Genomic DNA, 17,729 nt, shown 5'->3' on the forward strand with positions numbered 1-17,729 from the left:
AACTGTGCGACGGTTGGGGCAGTCAACCCCTCATCCGATTAGGGGGTCACCGCGGCAGACGGCCGTAGGCCTCGAAGGCGATCGGTGCGGCCACGTCCACGTCGGCACAGGACCTGGCCCTGGTGAGCGGCCATTGCGCCAGGTAGCGCACCGTGCGGCCGGTCTGCGCGATGGCCTGCGCGATGCCCCGCGCGGCGGTCCGGTCGTCGAAGTACGCCTCGCCGATGATCCAGTCCTGGGTGTAACCCAGCTCACGCATCTTCCGGTCCGCGTCCACGAACTGCGTGCGCTCGTCCCCGTTGTGCGCATCCCCGTACAGGTGCACGTCGAACACCTCCGGCGGGTTGTCCCCGTACACCGCGGCCAACTGGGTGGCCCGGTCGGCGATCCAGACCGTCATGGAGAAGCCCACGGTGTCGGCCTTGCCGAAGTTGGCGGTGTAGTCCTGCCACAGCCGCTGGGCGTAGCGGCGCAGCGCGGGCTCGGTGCTCATCGGCGAGCCCTCGTTGAGCAGGTCGATCCGGTACGGGATGCCCGCCGCCGCGATGACCGGCCGCAGGTTGGCGACCAGGTTCCAGTTCTCCTGGTACAGGTCCTCCCGCCAGTGCGACCAGTCCGGGTGGTTCTCGTCCGAGGGCTGCATGGCCACCTCGACCTCGGCGAACCCGGCCGCACGCACCGCGGCGAGCAGGTCGGCCAGGTTGCGGCGGTTGGCGGGGGACAGGTCGCCGCCGGTGGAGTCCATGATCGTGCCGGTGTCCGGCCCCCGGTGGTGGAAGACGCCGATACGCAGCCTGCGCTGGCCCGCCCGGTACATCTGCGCCAGCTGGGCGGTGATGGTGTCCCTGCCCCTGGCGAACCCGTTGATGACGCCGAACCCCTCCCGGTCGCAGCGCCCGGCCAGGCCGTAGAAGTCGTAGTTCGAGCCGCCCGTCTCCCGCGTCCAGCCGAGCGGTTCGGGGCCCGCGCACTGGGTGGCGGTCGTGGCGGCCAGCGCCAGCACGGCCAGCAGCGCGGTGGCACGCGGCCGGGCGGAGCGACTCATGGGCGGCACACCGTTCTCCGTGCGGGAGCGGGGAGATCACGAGCATAGGGCCGTGTCCGGTCTCACCCGTCCACTACGCGCACCGTGGCGAAAACCGTTCGCAACGTCCCGTAGACTGGGGTTCGTGATCGTTCTCATCTGCTAGGCGGCGACGCCGCCCGTCGGCCGCGGCCGACGGGCCGAGAAGTCCTGCCCGCGATCACATCATCCCGGAGTCTGTCTTGATCACCGTCACCGATCTCGAACTGCGTGCTGGCTCGCGCATCCTCGTCTCCGGCGCCACGCTGCGCGTGCAGCCCGGCGACCGCATCGGACTGGTCGGCCGCAACGGCGCGGGCAAGACCACCTCGCTGCGCGTGCTCGCGGGCGAGGGTCAGCCCTACGGCGGCGAGGTCCGCCGCAGCGGGGAGCTGGGCTACCTGCCGCAGGACCCGCGCGAGGGCGACCTGTCGGTCACCGCCAAGGACCGGGTGCTCTCCGCCCGCGGCCTGGACCAGATCCTGCGCGACATGGAGAAGGCCCAGACCACCATGGCCGAGCTGGTGGACCAGAACGAGCTGGACGCCGCCGTGCGCAAGTACGGGCGGCTGGAGGAGCGCTTCGGCTCGCTGGGCGGCTACGCGGCCGAGTCCGAGGCCGCGCGGATCTGCGCGAACCTGGGCCTGGCCGACCGCATCCTGGCCCAGCCGCTGCGCACCCTGTCCGGTGGCCAGCGGCGCCGGGTGGAGCTGGCCAGGATCCTGTTCGGCGCCTCCGAGTCCAGCGCGGGCGGCAAGGACGGCACCACGCTGCTGCTGGACGAGCCGACCAACCACCTCGACGCCGACTCGATCGCCTGGCTGCGCAGCTTCCTCAAGAGCCACACCGGCGGCCTGATCGTGATCAGCCACGACGTGGAGCTGCTGGCCGACGTGGTCAACCGGGTCTGGTTCCTCGACGCCACGCGCGGCGAGGTGGACATGTACAACATGGGCTGGCAGAAGTACCTGGAGGCCCGCGCCACCGACGAGAAGCGCCGCCGCAGGGAGCGCGCCAACGCCGAGAAGAAGGCCTCGGCGCTGATGGCCCAGGCCGACAAGATGCGCGCGAAGGCCACCAAGGCCGTGGCGGCGCAGAACATGGCCAAGCGCGCCGAGAAGCTGCTGTCCGGGCTGGAGGACGCGCGGCAGGCCGACAAGGTCGCCAAGATCCGCTTCCCGGAACCGGCGCCCTGCGGCAAGACCCCGCTGATGGCCGAGGGGCTGAGCAAGTCCTACGGCTCGCTGGAGATCTTCACCGGGGTGGACCTGGCCATCGACCGCGGCTCGAAGGTGGTCGTGCTCGGGCTCAACGGCGCGGGCAAGACCACCCTGCTGCGCCTGCTCGGGCGGATGGACCAGCCCGACGCCGGGCGCCTGGTGCCCGGGCACGGGCTGCGGGTCGGGTACTACGCCCAGGAGCACGAGACCCTGGACCACGGGGCCAGCGTCTGGGCGAACATCCGGCACGCCGCCCCGGACACCGGCGAGCAGCAGCTGCGCTCCCTGCTCGGCACGTTCCTGTTCACCGGGGAGCAGCTGGACCAGCCCGCGGGCACGCTGTCCGGCGGTGAGAAGACCCGGCTGGCCCTGGCCGGGCTGGTCTCCAGCGCGGCCAACGTGCTGCTGCTGGACGAGCCGACCAACAACCTCGACCCGGCCAGCCGCGAGCAGGTGCTCGACGCGCTGCGCCGCTTCGAGGGAGCGGTCGTGCTGGTCACCCACGACCCGGGCGCCGTGTCCGCCCTGCAACCCGAGCGGGTGATCCTCTTGCCGGATGGTACGGAGGACCACTGGTCGGATGACTACCTGGAACTCATCGAACTCGCCTGATCCCCAGGTCCAGGTCACCGGCCGACACACGCACCCCACTGATCACTTCACCCACACCAGTGATCAGCCAGGGGTGACATGTCGATCACCCAGCGAAGATTTTGCTTGATCGCCTGGCGTTCCCGGCCGTCGTGTTCGATCATTGCGACGACAGGGGCCGCGAGCGGCCCGACCTGCACTCCCACGGAAGGCGGGACAAGGTGGCTGACCTGAAGAAGGGCGCCCGGATCACGGGGCCGACAAGGGACAAGCTGGCCGCTGACCTGAAGAAGAAGTACGAGAAGGGCGCCAGCATCCGCGCACTGGCCGAGTCCACTGGGCGCTCGTACGGCTTCGTGCACCGAGTGCTGTCCGAGTCCGGCGTGCAGCTGCGCGGTCGCGGCGGCGCCACCAGGACGAAGAAGAAGTAGGCCGGTCCAGGCCGAGGCACTGGCCCCGGACGACCCGTTCGGCCGTCCGGGGACCCAGAGTGGAGCTGCGGCCTGGCTCAGCCCAGGCCGCGCAGGAACGCGCCCGCGGTGTCCACCGCGGTGTGCGAGGTGCCCGCGTCCGGCATGAGCACCGCGAAGGCCAGGCCCTCGCGGTAGCCGACGAACCAGCCGTGGGCCTGTTTGCTCTGCCCGGCGCCGACCTCGGCCGTGCCCGTCTTGCCCGCAAGACCGGGGAAGCCCGCCAGGGACTTCGCCGTACCCGTGGTGCACACGTCACGCATCATCTGGCGCACCTGTGCCAGCACCCCGGGAGACGGCGCGGGTACCTGGCCGGTGACCTGCGTCTGCTTGCCGCGGATCAGGGTGGGCGTTGGCAGCTTGCCGGACTGCACGGTGGCGGCGAGCACCGCGAGCCCGAACGGGCTGGTGGTGTCGGTGCCCTGCCCGAAGCCGTCCTCGATCTGCTCGGCGGGGCTGGAAACCGGCTTGATGCTGCCGGTGTTGGTGGTGACTCCCGGGATCGTGAAGTCCACGCCGATGCCGAGCTGGCGCGCGGTCGCGGGCAGGGCGGAAGTGTCCAGTTTGGACGCCAGCGTGGAGAACGTGGTGTTGCAGGACAGGGCGAACGCGGTGCGCAGCGACACCGAGTAGTCCGGGGCCGCGCCGCCGCCGAACGGCGGGTTGCCGTCGTTGGGGATCGTGCGCTGGCCGATGGTGATCGTGGGCGGGCAGGACACCGTGGAGCCCCCGCTGACCTGTCCCTGCTCCAGCGCGGCCGTGGCTGTGACGATCTTGAACGTGGACCCGGGCGTGTACAGGCCCGTCAGCGGGCTCTCGTTGCGCGCGTCGTAGGCCGAATTCGTTGCCACGGCAAGGAATTCGCCGGCGGGGGAGAGCGCGACCACCGCCGCGGCCCCGCTCTGCGCCGAGACCGCGTCCTGCGCGGCCTTCTGCGTCCTGGCGTCGATGGTCACCGTGTACTGCTCCGGGGTGCTGCCCTTCTTCTCCTGGAGGGTCCTGCCGTCCGCTCCCGCGGAGTCCACCGCCACCACGCGCCAGCCGTCGGTGCCGTTGACCTCGCCGACCTCCTGGCGGACGCCCTGCAACACGCCCGCCGGGATGCCGCTGTCGGAGGTCACCGGCTTGCCCGCGCGGTCCAGCAGGCTCGACTTGCCCGTCTCCGTGCGCAGCGCCAGGCTCTGCCCCTTCGTCAGGTCCGGGTGCACCAGCGCGTCCGACCAGTGCACCTGCCAGTCCTCGCCGTTGCGACGCAACTGCATCGAATCCTGGTAGCTGAACGTGCCGCCACCCGGCAGCGTCCACTTCACGCCGAAGCGCGCCGTGGCCGACAGTCCGTCCTGCGCCGTCTCCGTCCCCCCGTCGCGCGAGGTGGTCAGCGAGGCCTTGCCCATGCCCTGGTACACCTTGGCCAAGGCCGCACTCGCCGTGGTCCGGTCGTCCGTCAGCGCTGCCGCGCCCTCGGTCGACTGCCCCGAGAACGCGGCCAGGTAGCTGGTCGCCACCGAATCCGCCGTCGCCTTCACCGGTGCGACGCCCTGCTGGCCGCCGCCGCCGCGCGAGGCAGGTCCCGGTGCGAACACCAGGTAGCCGGTGACCGCGATGATCGCCAGCACCGCCGCCCCGCCGCTGCCCAGGATCCAGCGTCTTGTCTTGGACTGCATGGACTTGTCGTCCCCCCTAGTCGAACCTCGTCAGGCGGACCGTAACGCCTGCGGGGCACGCTGTCCTGGGTAGTCCTACGCACAGCCGGTGTCGACTCGGTCACGGGTTTGTGGGGGTGTCGTGAAGGTGCCGATCAGGGCTTTTCCGAGGCGTGCTCACCACGTCGTGAAGGGCACCTTCGTGACGCGAGGGGTGCGGGCCTGGGTTGGCGGCCGAGTCATGAAGGTGCCCTTTGGGGCATTGGGCGTCGTGAAGGGCACCTTCATGACGTGGTGGTGCGGGGCGGGGCGGCGCCGGGGTCAGGCCAGTTCGGGGATGCGGGCGGTGTACTTGGCGAGCAGGGCCTTGTTGGCGGCGTCGCCGCCGACGACGTTGGCGCTGCGCCACAGGGGGAGTTCGACACCGGCCTGTACGGCGAGGTCGGACAGCCGCACGAGCGCGAGGTTCCACAGGAAGGCGTTGGCCAGCGAGGAGGAGGGCGCGGTGGCGGGGGCCTCGGGCGGGTAGGCGGCGTCCCCGGAGATGACGAGGTTGTCGAGCACGACGGTGGCCTCCTCGGCGAGCGTGGAGCCCGCACGCCGCGGGGCGACGGAGCTGGCGGTCACGGAGGTGAAGGCGACCACGGGCGTCCCGGCCGAGCGGGCGGCGCGCGCGAGTTCGACGGGGTACGGGTTGACCCCGGAGGTGGAGAAGACGACCAGCACGTCGTCCTCGCTGAGCTTGACCTCCTCGAGCACCTCGGCGGCGAGCCCGGACCGCCGCTCGGCGGTGGTGCTGGCGACCGCACCGTGCATGGGCAGCAACGAGGGGTGGTACAGCGGGCGCACGCAGGCGAGCCCGCCGGCGCGGTAGAAGGTCTCGGCCACGGCGGCCAGCGAGTGCCCGGCGCCCGCGGTCACCACGGTGGCGTCCGCGCGCACGCAGTTCAACAGCAGTTCGGCGACCTGGTCCAGTGCCTCGGCGTTGTGCTCCTCGACCTCGTGCAGCGCATCGCGCAGAAACTGGCCGTAGTCCATGCTGGGGTCCTCCCTGGGCGCAGTGTGGTCCATACCACTGCGGCACCCTATCGGGCTGGCGCTGCGAACAGGAAGTGTGTTCATATGAACGCGTGGACAGTGCGGAGCGACATGAGCTGATCCTGCGTGCGCTCCGCGACCGGGACCGGGTCCCCGTCGCGGAGTTGGCGGAGCTGACCGGCTGCTCGGAGATGACCGTGCGCCGGGACCTGGACCTGTTGGAGCGCAACGGCTTGCTCCGCAGGGTGCGGGGCGCGGCCGTGGGCGTGCTGACCGGGGAGGAGACCCCGTACCCGGCGCGCTCACGACACCAGGTGGCCGCCAAGCAGCGCATCGGCGCCGCGGTGGCCGACCTGATCGATGACGGCGAGTCGGTGGCGCTGGACAGCGGCACGACCACGCTGGAGGTGGCCAAGTGCCTGGTGGACCGCAGGCTCACGGTGCTGCCGCTGTCCCTGCACGCCGTGGACGTGTTGCGCGGCTCGGACCAGTTGCGGCTGGTCGTGCCCGGCGGTGACCTCCGTCCCGCCGAGCAGTCCTTCGTCGGCCCGCTGACCGAGCACGTGTTCGACGTGGTCCGGCTGGACACCGCCGTGCTCGGCTGCTGCGGGATCACCGCCCGCGACGGGGTTTCCGCGTACGACCTGGGCGAGGCACAGGTCAAGCGCGCGGCCGTGCACGCCTCGAAGCGGGTGATCGCCGCGGTGGACTCCTCGAAGCTGGGGCGCACCGCGTTCGGCAGGGTGTGCCCGGTGAGCGATGTGCACGTCCTGGTGACCGACAGCGCGGCGCCCGCCGAGCAAGTGGAACAGTTCCAGGCCCAAGGGGTGGAGGTCGTCCTTGTCTGAGAGTGTGCAGTTACGAGCGCCGCGAGCCGCCAGGTGGTCGACCACCGCCGTCTTCGCGCTGCACGCGGTGATCTTCGCCGCGTGGACCCCGCACATCCCCGCCGTCAAGCAGCACCTCGGGCTGACCGACGGCACGCTGGGCCTGGCCCTGCTGGGTGCGCCGTTCGGGTCGGTGTGCGCGATGTTCGTCGCGGGCCTGGCGGTGTCGCGGTGGGGGAGCAGGCCGGTCGTCGCCGTGTCGCTTGCGGGGTACGCCCTGCTCTCGGTCGGGCTCGGGCTGGCGGAGTCCTGGCTGGGGCTGTTCCTGGCGCTGGTGGTCTGGGGCGCCTTCCAGTCCACTTTGGACATCGCGATGAACGCGCAGGCCGTGGTGGTGGAGAACGGCTACGGTCGGCCGGTCATGTCCAGCTTCCACGCGGGCTGGAGCCTGGCCGGGTTCTGCGGCGCGGGCCTTGGCACGCTGGCCGTGTCCCTGGGCATCGGCCTGACCTGGCAGATGCTGACGTTCGGGCTGGTGATCGCGGCGTTCGCCTGGCCGCTGACCAAGCCCATGCTGCGCAACGACATCGCCTCCGAGGAGCACAAGTTCGCCCTGCCGTGGCGCAACCGCGCACTGGTGGTGCTCAGCGCGCTGATGTTCGCGGGCCTGTTCTGTGAGGGCGCGATGGGCGACTGGACCGCGCTCTACCTGCGCGAGTCCCTGCACGCGCCCGCCCAGCTGGCCGGTTCGGGCTACGCGGTGTTCGCCGTGGCGATGTTCGCGGGCCGGGCGATGGGGGACTGGCTCGTCAGCCGGTTCGGGGACCACAGGGTGGTCGGCGGCCTGGCCGGGGCCGGTGCCGTGCTGTTCGCGCTCGCGTTGGTGATCGGCAGCCCGTGGGCGGCGCTGGTCGGCTTCGTGGCCTTCGGGCTCGGGCTCTCGTGCATCGTGCCCGTGGTCTACCGGGCCGCCGCCGCGGTGCCCGGACTGCACGCGGGCGCCGCGATCGCCGGGGCGTCCACGGCGGGCTGGTCGGGCATGCTGCTCGGGCCGCCGGTGATCGGCCTGCTGTCCGAGGCGAGCACGCTGCCGTTGGCGCTCGGGCTGCTGCCGCTGCTCAGCGCCGTGGTCGCGCTCGGGGCGCGCTTCCTCAGGTGAGGTGGTCGGCCCACAGGTCGCAGTGGTGCTCGGCCCAGCCGTCCACCGGCCCGATCCGTTGCGGGGCAAGGGACTGCACGTACGGCCACTGCGGCCACGGGGTGTGACCGGTCCAGGCGTCGATCATCGTGTCGCCGAGTTCTCGTTGCGGCGCGGTGAGTTCGGCGTGCTGCGTGCCCCGGTAGGGCGCTCCGCCACGCAGGTCGAACAGGTATGCCAGTTCGGAGCCGTGTGCGGCCCCCGGTGGGCGCGGGCCGAAGTACTGGCTGTAGGTCGGCGCGTCCTCGTCGGCGAACTCGTAGCCGTGCACCCGTGTCACGCGGGCGAGTTCGCGGTTGGTGGCCAACTGGGGGCAGGCGAAGACCCGGTCGGTGTCCATCGTGGCGAAGGCCAGGCCAGGATCGGCCCCGGCCGGGTACGCGCCTTCGATCGCGGCGGCACGCTCCTCGCCGAAGGTGGTGCGCAGCAAGGAGGTGTAACCGTCCACTGTGAACGGACCGGCCAGCAGTTCGGAGTACATGGTGGTCAGCCGGGCCTCGTCACGGGTGTTGCCGGACAACACCGGCACCCGGTTCACCTCGCCACGCCGTAGCGCCAGCACTGGGTCCTGCGGGAGCGTGGGCGTGCCGTAGGCGGGGCCGAACCCGGCCTCGTAGCGCAGCAGGTCCTCGAAGTGCTTGTCGCGCAGGCATTCCAGCGTGCCGCAGCCGACCTTGCCCGCGACCTGTTGGCCGGTGGCCTCCCGGTCGGCGACCGGTCCCCAGAAGCCCGAGGTGCTCACGTGCACCGGCCCGCCGGGCGTGGCGTAGGTCGGCACGCGGGTCAGGCAGGAGCCGCTCTGCATGATCGCGCGGTCGAACAGGCCGCGGGCGCCGGGGGAGGTGAGCTGCGCGCAGACGTCCACGCCACCGGCCGATTCCCCGAACACCGTGACGTCCGAGGGATCGCCGCCGAAGGCCGCGGCGTTGGCCCGCACCCACCGCAGCGCGGCCTGCTGGTCCTGCAAGCCGAAGGTGCCGGAGTCGGGCAGCCCCGGGTAGCCGAAGAAGCCGAACACGCCGAGCCGGTAGTTGATCGTCACGACCAGCACGTCCCCGCGCGCCGCCATGCGGGCCGCGTCGAACTGCGCCCCGGTGCCCGTGGTGTTGCCGCCGCCGTGGATCCACACCATGACCGGCCGGTGCGTGCTCGCCCGTGGCGCCACGACGTCCAGGTACAGGCAGTCCTCGCTGGTGCCGGTCGCGTTGTTCTGAGCGCACGCCGGACCCGACTTCGTGACCGGACGGACCGCCGACCAGGGGTGCGGAGGCACCGGAGCGCGCCAGCGCAGCTCACCGGTGGGCGGCTGGGCGTAGGGAATGCCCTGGTAGCTGTCCACCGCGTCCAGGTGTGCGCCCCGAACTGGTCCACTGGTCGTGCGGGCGATCGGTCCGGCGTCGGCTGGCGGCGCGGCCAGCCCGAGCGTGGTCAGCGCCGCCAACGTCCAGTGCAGCAACCCCATTCGGCTCAGGCTAGGCGGAGGCGGCCGATCCTGCCGTGTTCTCCGGCGGCCCAGCAGACAGTCAACTGTTGACAGTCGACAGTGTCGAAGCTGCCGGTGTCGAACTGCTGCCAGTGCCTGCCCCCGTCCCGGCTCAGGTCACTGCCGGTGGGGCCGACCGCCACCACCGAGTTGCCGCGCGCCCAGGAGGCCCCGGACCGGTAGCCGTGCGGGGCCTGCGCCGGTACCCGCCAGTGCGCGCCGGTGTCCGAGGTCAGGGCCAGCGCGGTGCCGGTCGCGGTGGGCGTGGCGTAGTCCCCGCCGATGGCCAGCCCGTGCCGCCAGTCGCGGAACGCCACGGAGAAGACCCCGGCCGACTGGCTGCTGGCCAGCGGGGTGTCCACCGCGGTCCAGGTCCGCCCACGGTCCCCGGAGTGCAGCACCCGCGCGTGGGCGCCACCGCCCGTGCCGATCCACGCGTCGCGGTCCCCGTCGGTGCTCACGCACTGGCCGCTGGCCGCGAACTGCGCCTCGCCCGGCTGCGCGGCGGGCATGCCCTCGGCGGGCAGCACCTGCCAGCTGCGCCCGCCGTCGTCGGTGGCCAGCACCTGGATCCTGCCGTTCACCGGGTCGCCGACGACCAGCCCGTGCCGCTCGTCGAAGAACGCCATGCAGTCGTAGAACGCGGCGGGGTCGGTGTTGGTCCGCACGGTGGCCCAGTGCTTGCCGCCGTCGGTGGTGCGGTAGATCCGCGACTGGTCACCGGGCCCGATCGACAGCGCGAGGGCGCGGTGCTCGTCGAACGCCTGGATGTCGCGGAAGTCCAGCGCCGCGGTGCCTTCCGGCGGCACCGACAGCCAGGTGCGGCCCGCGTCCTCGGTGCGCAGGACCGTGCCCTTGCTGCCGCTGACCCACGCGATCTGCCCGTTCACGGCGGACAGCCCGCGCAGCCTGGCGTCCACAGTAGTGCTGCTCAACGTCCAGGTCGGCGCGGTCTGCGCCAGGGCCGTGGCGGGCACGGCCAGCGCCAGGGCGAGGGCGGTCAGCCCGGTGATCCACCTCATGGCGCGGCACGCTACCTCGTGCCCGCTCAGCGCGGCAGGTCCGATGGGCGGTCGACATCCAGCCCCGAAGCCACGTCCCCGCACGGCACGTCCAGCACGCGGTGCGCGCGAAGGTAGGCGCGGGCCCCGGCGTCACCGACCGCCACCTCGCGCACACCCGGCCAGTGCGCGCGGCCCAGCAGCACGGGGTGGCCGCGAACCCCGTCGTAGCTGGCGGCGGCCAGCGCGTCCACGGCGGCCAGGTCGACCACCCGCCGCACGGCCTCGGCGGTGACCCCGGGCAGGTCCACCGGCAGCACCACCACCGCGTCGGCCGCCACCTCCTCGGCGGCGGCCAGCCCGGCCCGCAGTGAGGAACCCATGCCGGTGGCCCAGTCCGGGTTGTCCACGAGCACCGCCGTACCGAGGTCGGCCGCGCGCACCTGTTCGGCGGCGGCCCCCAGCACGACGATCACCGGCTCGCACCCGGCGGCCCGCAGCACCTCGGCCGCGGACTGCACGAACAGCCTGCCGTTGTGGCGGACCAGCGCCTTGGGCTTGCCGTAGCGGCGGCCCGCGCCAGCCGCCAGCACCAGTCCGGCCACAACGGTCATGGCGTGCAGCCTACGTGTGCTTCGCCAACTGCTCGTTCATGATCAGGAACGCGCCGAGCCCGTGGAAGTCGTTGGTGGCCCTGGGCCGGTCCAGGTAGAACTTCGTGTCGCCGACGTTGGTGCCGATGCAGATGTCGGAGATGGTGGTCAGCCCGTCCGAACCCAGCGACACCTTGGCCAGCACACCCTGGTAGCCCTTGTCGGCCACCGCCTGGTAGCTGGGGTCGAGGTAGCCCTTCTGCACGGACTTGGACAGCATGTAGGTGAACATGGCCGAGCAGGAGGTCTCGGTGAAGTTGCCGCTGAGCGAGCCCTTCTCCGGCACCTGGAACCAGCGGCCGGTCTTCGGGTCCTGGTAGGTGCGCACGGCCTGGGCCAGGTTGCGCACGTAGTTGACGATCTTGGCCCGGTACGGGCTGGTCGAGGGCAGGTAGTCCAGCACGTCCACGCTGGCCATGCCGTACCAGCCGATGGAGCGGCACCAGAACTCCGGCGAGTGGTGCGTCTTCGGGTCCGCCCAGCTCTGCGTGCCCGACTCGTCGTAGGCGTGGTAGAGCAGTCCGGAGGAGTCGGCCAGGTGCGAGCCGTACACGGTGAGCTGCTTGCCCGCCTCGGCGTCGGAGTAGGCCGCGTCCTCGAAGGCGTGCCCGTAGCGCTCCAGGAAGGGCAGCACCATGTACGTGCCGTCCAGCCACAGCTGGTGCTCGCGGCTGGTGGCGTGCCAGAACCCGCCGTCAGCGGTCCTGGGGTAGCTGTTCAGCCGGTTGCGGATCTTGGTCGCCGCCGTCCTGTACCTGGGGTCCTTGGTCTCCTGGTACAGCAGCACCAGCAGGTTGCCCGACTGCATCGAGTCGAGGTTGTTGAAGCTGTTGGAGATGCCGCCCTTGCCGTCCACGAACCGGTCGACCCAGCTCCTGATGTAGTCCAGGTACGCCTTGTCCCCGGTGCGCTTGTAGACCAGGTACTGCCCGTACAGGTAGAGGCCGGTCTGGTAGCCCCAGCCGCCGAGTTTGGCCGGGGTGAACCGCTTCATCGTGGAGTCGACCACCGCCTTGGACCAGTCCGTCGGCGGCGCGGCGGCCGTGGCCTGGCTGGTACTGGGCAGCAGCAGGGCGAAGCTGACCAGTGCGGTCAGCACGAGTCTGGTGCGCGGGCTGAGCATGGTGCTCCTCTCGGGGTGAGCCCGCGGCGGTGAGGCTCGGTGTGTGACGACACCTCACGGTAGTGGAAAGGTTTTCATCGTCAAGGGTCACTCGCCGTCCCCGGTGTGCACGGTGAGTACCCCGTCCAGTTCCGAGAAGGCCGCGGCCAGTTGTGCGGGCGATCCCGCGCCGATCACCCGCAGCTCCAGGTCCACCACGTGTTCGTCCTGGCGGCGGTGCGTGTCGGCCTCGGCAACCACGAAGCCCTGCCCGGTGGCGGCGCTGAGCAGTTGGCGCAGCACACCGCGCCCGTCCTGGTAGGCCACCCGCACCGAGGAGGCCCGCTGCCGGGATCGCGTCAGCCAGCGCACCAGCGGCGGGTAGCCGAACAGGATCACGAAGTGCATCGCGGTGACCACCGTGGCCAGCAGGACCAGTCCCGCCCCGCAGGCCATGCCCACCGCCGCACTGGTCCACACCACCGCGGCCGTGGTCAGCCCGCGCACGGCGTCGCGCCGCACGAAGATCAGCCCGCCGCCGATGAACCCGATGCCGGAGACGATCTGCGCGGCAACCCGGGACGGGTCCAGCACGATCTCGCCGGAGGTCAGCACGTCGGTGAACCCGTACTTGCTGATCAGCATGATCAGCGCGGCACCCAGGCCGACCAGGGTGTGCGTGCGCAGGCCCGCGCTCTTCTGCCGCACTTCCCGTTCCAGCCCGATCAGCGTGGTGAGCACCAGCGCCGCGAGCAACTCGCCGACCTGCGTCCAGCCCTGACCCGTCGCTTCGCCGAACAAGCCCATCAGGGCAGTGTGCCTCAGCCCCGCAACACCTTGCCGAGCTTGGCCCGCGCCGCCTTGCGCGCCACCGGCCCGAGCCCGTCCAGTGCCTCGGCCAGCGCCCCGAGCCGGTCCAGCTCGCCCATCGCCAGTGCGCCCGCCGCCGGGTCCACATCCCCGTACAGCTCCAGGCCGATGAACGAGGCGGCCACCGCGTGCGCCAGCGCCGCCGGGTCGAACAGGTCCTTGAGCGGGCCCGCCGCGAGCACCCTGGCCAGCACCGGCTCGATCTCGGCCGTCCACATGCGCAGCGCCTGCGCGGTCGCCGCCCGCAGCGTGTCGTTGGCGTGCGAGGCGGCGAGCATGTGGGCCAGCACGACCACGTTGCCGCCCTGCTGTTCGCGCGCGTGCAGGTCACGGCCCACCGCGAGCAGTTCGCGCAGTGAGCCGGTCCTCGCGAACCGCTCGCGGTACACCGCCACCCGCGCCGCGCTCTCAGCCAGGCACGCCTGCGCCAACAGGTTGTCCACGCTGTCGAAGTGGTAGAACACCAGCGCCTGGTTGACCCCGGCACGAGTGGCCACCGTGCGCGCCGACACGCCGGTGACCCCGAGTTCGCGCACGGTCTCCAGCGCTCCGGCGATGAGTCGGTCACGGGTGTCGGCTGCGGCCATGGCGGTGCTAGGTCCTCGTCTCTTCCTTTGTCGGCTTCACCGAGGCCGGGGTCGGGATGACGCCGGTGTCCAGGTACCGGGCGGTGAACCCGCCCTGGTAGCCGAACAGCGGCCCGAACCGCCGGTTGACCACGCGCACCTCGATGCCGAAGCGCTCGGTGTCCTCGTCGAACCACTCTCGCACGGCGGCCGTTCCCGTGAGCATGGCGGGCACGCGGAAGTCCAGCCGTCCCATCCGGAAGCGCTGCTCGCCGCTGCGGATCACCAGTGCCCCGTCGGCGCCCGCGCGCAGGTGAAGCTGCACGCCGACGTGCTGGTGCGTGCCCAGGTAGTCGATCAGGCGGTTGGTGTGCTGCTCGACCACCATCGTCGCGTCGAACCTGCGCCGCACGCCGGGCAGTTCGAAGGTGCGCGTGAAGGTCACCACCTCGCGGCCCGCGCGGTCCAGGTAGGGCCAGTTCTCCATGGTGAACGGCACGTCCGTGCCCGTCTCCGGGAACAGGATGTGCCTGGTCTTGCCCAGGTGCAGGAACGGTTTGGTGAACGCGGCCCCGCACCAGACCTGGGACATCACGCCCGTGGCGATGCTCGCCGTACCGCTGCTCAGGCCCACTGAGAAGCGCTCGCGCACCATCGGGTGCAGCCGGCCGAACTCCGCTGTGCCCATCGCCCGTTCGAAGATCGATGTCATGGCTGCTCCAGGAGGTCGAGGGTGGTCGGGATGTGATCGGGGGCGCTGGGTTTTGGGTTGGTGCTTCTTGGGGCGCTGGCCTTGTCGCCGGCCTTCGGGGTGCTGCTTTTCGGTGCGCTGCGCAGGCAGCGGCGCGCGGCGGGGGTGGTCGTCAGCGGGGGGATCAGCAGGACGAGTCCGGCCACTGCCAGGCCCGCCAGCAGGCTGTGAGCACTGCCCACTGTTGTGAGCACTGCTCTCGCCAGCAGCTCGGCCAGTGCCTGGTTGCGGCTGCGCTCGGGCGGGATGCCCCGCTCCAGCCACAGCCTGAGCCGGTCGAAGGACCAGGCCGTGAGCCAGCCCATGAACGGCCTGACCAACAGGTCGGCGGCCTTGCCCCAGCCTGGCTCGTAGTCGTAGCCGGTGAGGAACCGGACCCCGGTCCGCTCCGGGACGTATCGCCAGTGCCCGGCGCCCCGGCGGATCGGCGACAGCGGGTTGGCGCTGCTGAACCGCAGCGCCGAGGTGCGCGTGCCGTCCGCCTTGTGGCGTTCGCCCACGGTGACGCCGACCCCGCCGACCCCGAACAGTGCGTAGGTGAAGCGCTGCGGGTCAGTGCCCGGCTGGTACTCGATTCGTCCGAACCTGCCGTCCCAGCGCGCGTGCGTCGCCGGGTCCTGCGTGTGCCGCCACAGCGTGTCCAGATCCGTGTGGATCCGCGCCTCCACGTAGAGCCTGCGCATCGTCCCCCCAAGGTTTGAGCGGTTGCTCAAATTGGACGGTAGCAGGAGTTTGAGCGATTGCTCAAGGTGGTTGCTTCGACCTGAAGCCTGCCTGAAAACTCCGATGAATCATGGCGCTCTGCCGGTGGATGGGCCAGGATGCGCGGCATGACAAGGATTTCTCTCCTGACTGTGGCGGCAGTCATCGGAGCGCTGATCCCGACGCAGGCGGCCAGCCCAGAGTGGATCACCTTGAGCGGCGGCAAGCTGGTCTACGGCGCCGACACCCAGGGCAACCGGGTGCCGGACTTCTCGCAGGTCGGCTACCGGGCGGGCGAGGCAGCGCCGCCGCAGATGCCGGTGGCGAACACGGTGTCGGCGGGCACCGGCGGCGACGACACCGCGCGGATCCAACAGGCCCTCGACAAGGTGGCTGCGACCGGCAAGCCGGGCGCCGTCCTGCTCGCCGCAGGCACCTACCACCTGGCCGGGACCGTGCGCATCGCGGCCAGCGGGGTGGTGCTGCGCGGTGCCGGGACCACGACGAACCTGGTCGGCACCGGTGCCGCGCACACGCTGGTCGAGCTCGGCGGCACGGGCAGCCGCAGCCAGATAGGCACCGCCCAGGCCGTGACCGACAGCTACGTGCCGGTCGGCGCGCGGATCCTGCACGTGGCCGACGGCTCCGGCTTCCACGCTGGCGATCACGTGATCGTGCAGCGCCCGCAGGAGAAGAACTGGATCCACGCGATCGGTATGGACGCCATCCCGCCCAGGCCGGACGGCACGCCGAGCACCCAGTGGACACCCAACACCGGGCTGCTCGCCGACCGCACGATCACCGTCGTGTCCGGCAACACGCTCACCGTGGACGTGCCGCTGACCAACGCGCTGGAAAGCCAGTACACCCACGCCACCGTGTGGCGCTACGGCTTCGCCGGGCGGATCACCGGCGCCGGGGTCGAGCACCTCGCGGGCAACGGCGCCGCGTTCGAGCAGGACCCGAAGTGGCACGACGGCGGCTACTTCGCCTCCGCACTGGTCGGTGTGGGCGCCGCGCAGGACAGTTGGGTCCGCGACGTCACCGCGACCCGTTTCGGCTCTGCCTTCGGCGTCGGCGAGAACGCGCTGCGAGTCAGCGTGCTCGACACCGCCGCGCTGGATGTGTCCGTGCCGCAGGACATCAGCGCCCAGCCGGTGGAGTACACCATCTCCGGCCAGCAGACCCTGATCGACGGGTGCCGGTCCACCGGCTCGAACTTCCACGCCTGGGCCACGCAGGCCCGGGTGCCCGGGCCGAACGTGGTCGTGCACTGCTCGGCCACCAACACCGGCAGCCGCAAACTGGACGCCGGCCCGCACCAGCGCTGGGCCACCGGAACCCTGTACGACTCGGTGAGCCTGAGCGGCAACGGGTACCTGGAGTTGCAGGACCGCCAGTGGATGGGCAGCGGCCAGGGCTGGGCCGGGGCCAACTCGGTCCTGTGGAACTGCGCCGTCGGCACGGCCCACGTCGAGAACCCGCCGACCGCGCACAACTGGGCGTTCGGCTGCACCGGCAAGGTGGACCCGCCCACCGCCGGGCACCAGCAGGGCGAGATCGTCTCGCCGGGCACCCACCTGGTGCCCGCCAGCCTCTACGAGCAGCAACTCGCCGAACGCCTGCACTCCTGACCCGGCGAGTCCCGCTCTCCCGACCGCGAATCCCGTTCAGGGGCGCGTGAGTCCCGTTCAGCCGTGCGCCCCTCGGGGCCCGGTTCGTCCGCGACGGAGCCACTCGTTGCCTTGCAGCGGGACTCGCGCGCCGGAGAGCGGGACTCGCGTGTGTCAGACCGGGATTCGCCCGCCCCCAGAGCGGGACTCGCGTGTGTCAGAGCGGGACTCGCGCTCCGCAGGGCGGGACTCGGGCACCGGAGAGCGGGACTCGCCCACGGCAGGACGGGACTCGCCAGCCCCAGGGTGGGACTCGCGCACGGCAGGACGGGACTCGTCCGCCCCAGGGCGGGACTCACCCACGGCAGACCGGGACTCGCGCACGGCAGACCGGGACTCGCGCTCCGTAGGGCGGGACTCGTCCGCCCCTGAGCGGGACTCGCGTGTGTCAGAGCGGGATTCGTGCGCCCCGGGGCGGGACTCGCGGGTCAGGCGTGGGCGAAGCGGGTGATCCAGCGGCGTTGCCAGGGGGTTTCGACGGCGCGGGGGTTGTGGTGGGCGCGGGTCCAGGTCAGGGCCGCGGCGGGGTCGAGTCCGGACAGGACCGCCAGGCAGGCGATGACCGTTCCGGTGCGGCCGACCCCGCCGCCGCAGCAGACCTCCACCCGTGCCCCGGAGCGGGCCCGGTCGTGCAGGGCGTGGATCAGCTCTACGGCGCGCTGGAAGTCGCGTGGCAGCAGGAAGTCAGGCCAGTCGAGCCAGTCGTGCGGCCAGCGCAGCACGGGGTCGTGCCGGGCACGGAGCCGGTGCGAGCCGAGGTACAGGCCGTACTCGGGGGAGGGGTCGCCCGGTGCGGGGTCGCGCAGTCCCCGGCCGCGGATCCAGGCCCCGTCGGGCAGCTGGATCGCGCCGGTGAGGTGTGTGCTGCTCACAAGAGG

17 protein-coding genes are annotated in these 17,729 nt (G+C 71.6%); 5 read left to right on the plus strand and 12 right to left on the minus strand.

Annotated features, from left to right (window positions below):
- Positions 1-46: 46 nt before the first annotated feature.
- Entirely contained in the window at positions 47-1,045 is a 999-nt protein-coding gene (locus KALB_RS18595; protein WP_025357223.1) for a hypothetical protein, read from the minus strand.
- A gap of 221 nt (positions 1,046-1,266) precedes the next feature.
- Here KALB_RS18595 and KALB_RS18600 point away from each other — a divergent pair, with 221 nt between their 5' ends.
- Both KALB_RS18600 and KALB_RS18605 read left to right on the plus strand, forming a co-directional pair.
- Positions 1,267-2,895 carry an ABC-F family ATP-binding cassette domain-containing protein gene (locus KALB_RS18600; RefSeq protein ID WP_025357224.1) on the plus strand — a complete coding sequence of 543 codons (1,629 nt, stop codon included), beginning with the start codon at positions 1,267-1,269 and terminating at the stop codon, positions 2,893-2,895.
- A 200-nt stretch (positions 2,896-3,095) separates the two neighbouring features.
- On the plus strand, positions 3,096-3,305 hold the full coding sequence (locus KALB_RS18605; protein WP_025357225.1) for a helix-turn-helix domain-containing protein: 210 nt from the start codon (positions 3,096-3,098) through the stop codon (positions 3,303-3,305).
- A 77-nt stretch (positions 3,306-3,382) separates the two neighbouring features.
- Here the strand turns inward: KALB_RS18605 and KALB_RS18610 are convergent, their stop codons facing one another.
- Together KALB_RS18610 and KALB_RS18615 are read right to left on the minus strand one after the other, a co-directional pair.
- On the minus strand, positions 3,383-5,008 hold the full coding sequence (locus KALB_RS18610) for a penicillin-binding transpeptidase domain-containing protein (protein ID WP_051913344.1): 1,626 nt from the start codon (positions 5,006-5,008) through the stop codon (positions 3,383-3,385).
- A 300-nt stretch (positions 5,009-5,308) separates the two neighbouring features.
- Positions 5,309-6,025: a sugar isomerase domain-containing protein gene (locus KALB_RS18615; protein WP_025357227.1), complete on the minus strand. Its 717-nt coding sequence runs from the start codon at positions 6,023-6,025 to the stop codon at positions 5,309-5,311.
- 92 nt (positions 6,026-6,117) lie between these two features.
- Between KALB_RS18615 and KALB_RS18620 the strand changes: the two genes are divergently transcribed.
- Complete coding sequence (locus KALB_RS18620; RefSeq protein ID WP_025357228.1) at positions 6,118-6,873, plus strand: DeoR/GlpR family DNA-binding transcription regulator; 756 nt, start codon at positions 6,118-6,120, stop codon at positions 6,871-6,873.
- On the plus strand, positions 6,866-8,011 hold the full coding sequence (locus KALB_RS18625) for an MFS transporter (protein WP_042220524.1): 1,146 nt from the start codon (positions 6,866-6,868) through the stop codon (positions 8,009-8,011). The genes KALB_RS18620 and KALB_RS18625 overlap by 8 nt, the downstream gene beginning before the upstream one ends.
- On the opposite strand, the gene KALB_RS18630 is transcribed toward KALB_RS18625, so the two are convergent.
- From KALB_RS18630 to KALB_RS18665, 8 genes are all read right to left on the minus strand, one after another.
- Positions 8,004-9,512 carry a carboxylesterase/lipase family protein gene (locus KALB_RS18630; RefSeq protein WP_025357230.1) on the minus strand — a complete coding sequence of 503 codons (1,509 nt, stop codon included), beginning with the start codon at positions 9,510-9,512 and terminating at the stop codon, positions 8,004-8,006. The two genes, KALB_RS18625 and KALB_RS18630, sit on opposite strands and share 8 nt — an antisense overlap.
- Before the next feature lie 5 nt (positions 9,513-9,517).
- Positions 9,518-10,555, minus strand: coding sequence for a WD40/YVTN/BNR-like repeat-containing protein (locus KALB_RS18635; protein ID WP_025357231.1), 1,038 nt, complete (start codon positions 10,553-10,555; stop codon positions 9,518-9,520).
- 26 nt (positions 10,556-10,581) lie between these two features.
- Positions 10,582-11,148: a nucleotidyltransferase family protein gene (locus KALB_RS18640; RefSeq protein WP_025357232.1), complete on the minus strand. Its 567-nt coding sequence runs from the start codon at positions 11,146-11,148 to the stop codon at positions 10,582-10,584.
- Between the two features lie 10 nt (positions 11,149-11,158).
- Complete coding sequence (locus KALB_RS18645; RefSeq protein WP_025357233.1) at positions 11,159-12,310, minus strand: glycoside hydrolase family 88/105 protein; 1,152 nt, start codon at positions 12,308-12,310, stop codon at positions 11,159-11,161.
- A gap of 87 nt (positions 12,311-12,397) precedes the next feature.
- On the minus strand, positions 12,398-13,096 hold the full coding sequence (locus KALB_RS18650; RefSeq protein WP_030109208.1) for an MgtC/SapB family protein: 699 nt from the start codon (positions 13,094-13,096) through the stop codon (positions 12,398-12,400).
- A 14-nt stretch (positions 13,097-13,110) separates the two neighbouring features.
- Positions 13,111-13,746: a TetR/AcrR family transcriptional regulator gene (locus KALB_RS18655; RefSeq protein WP_025357235.1), complete on the minus strand. Its 636-nt coding sequence runs from the start codon at positions 13,744-13,746 to the stop codon at positions 13,111-13,113.
- A 7-nt stretch (positions 13,747-13,753) separates the two neighbouring features.
- A complete protein-coding gene (locus KALB_RS18660) occupies positions 13,754-14,437 on the minus strand; it encodes a DUF4166 domain-containing protein (RefSeq protein WP_025357236.1) in 684 nt (227 codons plus the stop codon).
- Positions 14,434-15,159 (minus strand): SRPBCC family protein, encoded by a 726-nt coding sequence (locus KALB_RS18665; RefSeq protein WP_025357237.1) that lies wholly within the window; start codon positions 15,157-15,159, stop codon positions 14,434-14,436. Before KALB_RS18665 ends, KALB_RS18660 begins: the two co-directional genes overlap by 4 nt.
- Positions 15,160-15,330: 171 nt before the next feature.
- Here KALB_RS18665 and KALB_RS18670 point away from each other — a divergent pair, with 171 nt between their 5' ends.
- Complete coding sequence (locus tag KALB_RS18670; RefSeq protein WP_025357238.1) at positions 15,331-16,812, plus strand: pectate lyase family protein; 1,482 nt, start codon at positions 15,331-15,333, stop codon at positions 16,810-16,812.
- A 467-nt stretch (positions 16,813-17,279) separates the two neighbouring features.
- On the opposite strand, the gene KALB_RS18675 is transcribed toward KALB_RS18670, so the two are convergent.
- On the minus strand, positions 17,280-17,723 hold the full coding sequence (locus KALB_RS18675; RefSeq protein WP_025357239.1) for a phosphatase domain-containing protein: 444 nt from the start codon (positions 17,721-17,723) through the stop codon (positions 17,280-17,282).
- Positions 17,724-17,729: the final 6 nt, after the last annotated feature.

The organism is Kutzneria viridogrisea DSM 43870, assembly GCF_000525635.1.
Classification (GTDB): Bacteria; Actinomycetota; Actinomycetes; order Mycobacteriales; family Pseudonocardiaceae; genus Kutzneria; species Kutzneria viridogrisea.

What these genes read in the sequence shown, in the direction of transcription:
- KALB_RS18595 (WP_025357223.1), bottom strand. Translation starts at nt 1,045, where the DNA reads ATGAGTCGCTCCGCCCGGCCGCGTGCCACCGCGCTGCTGGCCGTGCTG.
- KALB_RS18610 (WP_051913344.1), bottom strand. Translation starts at nt 5,008, where the DNA reads ATGCAGTCCAAGACAAGACGCTGGATCCTGGGCAGCGGCGGGGCGGCG.
- KALB_RS18615 (WP_025357227.1), bottom strand. Translation starts at nt 6,025, where the DNA reads ATGGACTACGGCCAGTTTCTGCGCGATGCGCTGCACGAGGTCGAGGAG.
- KALB_RS18630 (WP_025357230.1), bottom strand. Translation starts at nt 9,512, where the DNA reads ATGGGGTTGCTGCACTGGACGTTGGCGGCGCTGACCACGCTCGGGCTG.
- KALB_RS18635 (WP_025357231.1), bottom strand. Translation starts at nt 10,555, where the DNA reads ATGAGGTGGATCACCGGGCTGACCGCCCTCGCCCTGGCGCTGGCCGTG.
- KALB_RS18640 (WP_025357232.1), bottom strand. Translation starts at nt 11,148, where the DNA reads ATGACCGTTGTGGCCGGACTGGTGCTGGCGGCTGGCGCGGGCCGCCGC.
- KALB_RS18645 (WP_025357233.1), bottom strand. Translation starts at nt 12,310, where the DNA reads ATGCTCAGCCCGCGCACCAGACTCGTGCTGACCGCACTGGTCAGCTTC.
- KALB_RS18650 (WP_030109208.1), bottom strand. Translation starts at nt 13,096, where the DNA reads ATGGGCTTGTTCGGCGAAGCGACGGGTCAGGGCTGGACGCAGGTCGGC.
- KALB_RS18655 (WP_025357235.1), bottom strand. Translation starts at nt 13,746, where the DNA reads ATGGCCGCAGCCGACACCCGTGACCGACTCATCGCCGGAGCGCTGGAG.
- KALB_RS18660 (WP_025357236.1), bottom strand. Translation starts at nt 14,437, where the DNA reads ATGACATCGATCTTCGAACGGGCGATGGGCACAGCGGAGTTCGGCCGG.
- KALB_RS18665 (WP_025357237.1), bottom strand. Translation starts at nt 15,159, where the DNA reads ATGCGCAGGCTCTACGTGGAGGCGCGGATCCACACGGATCTGGACACG.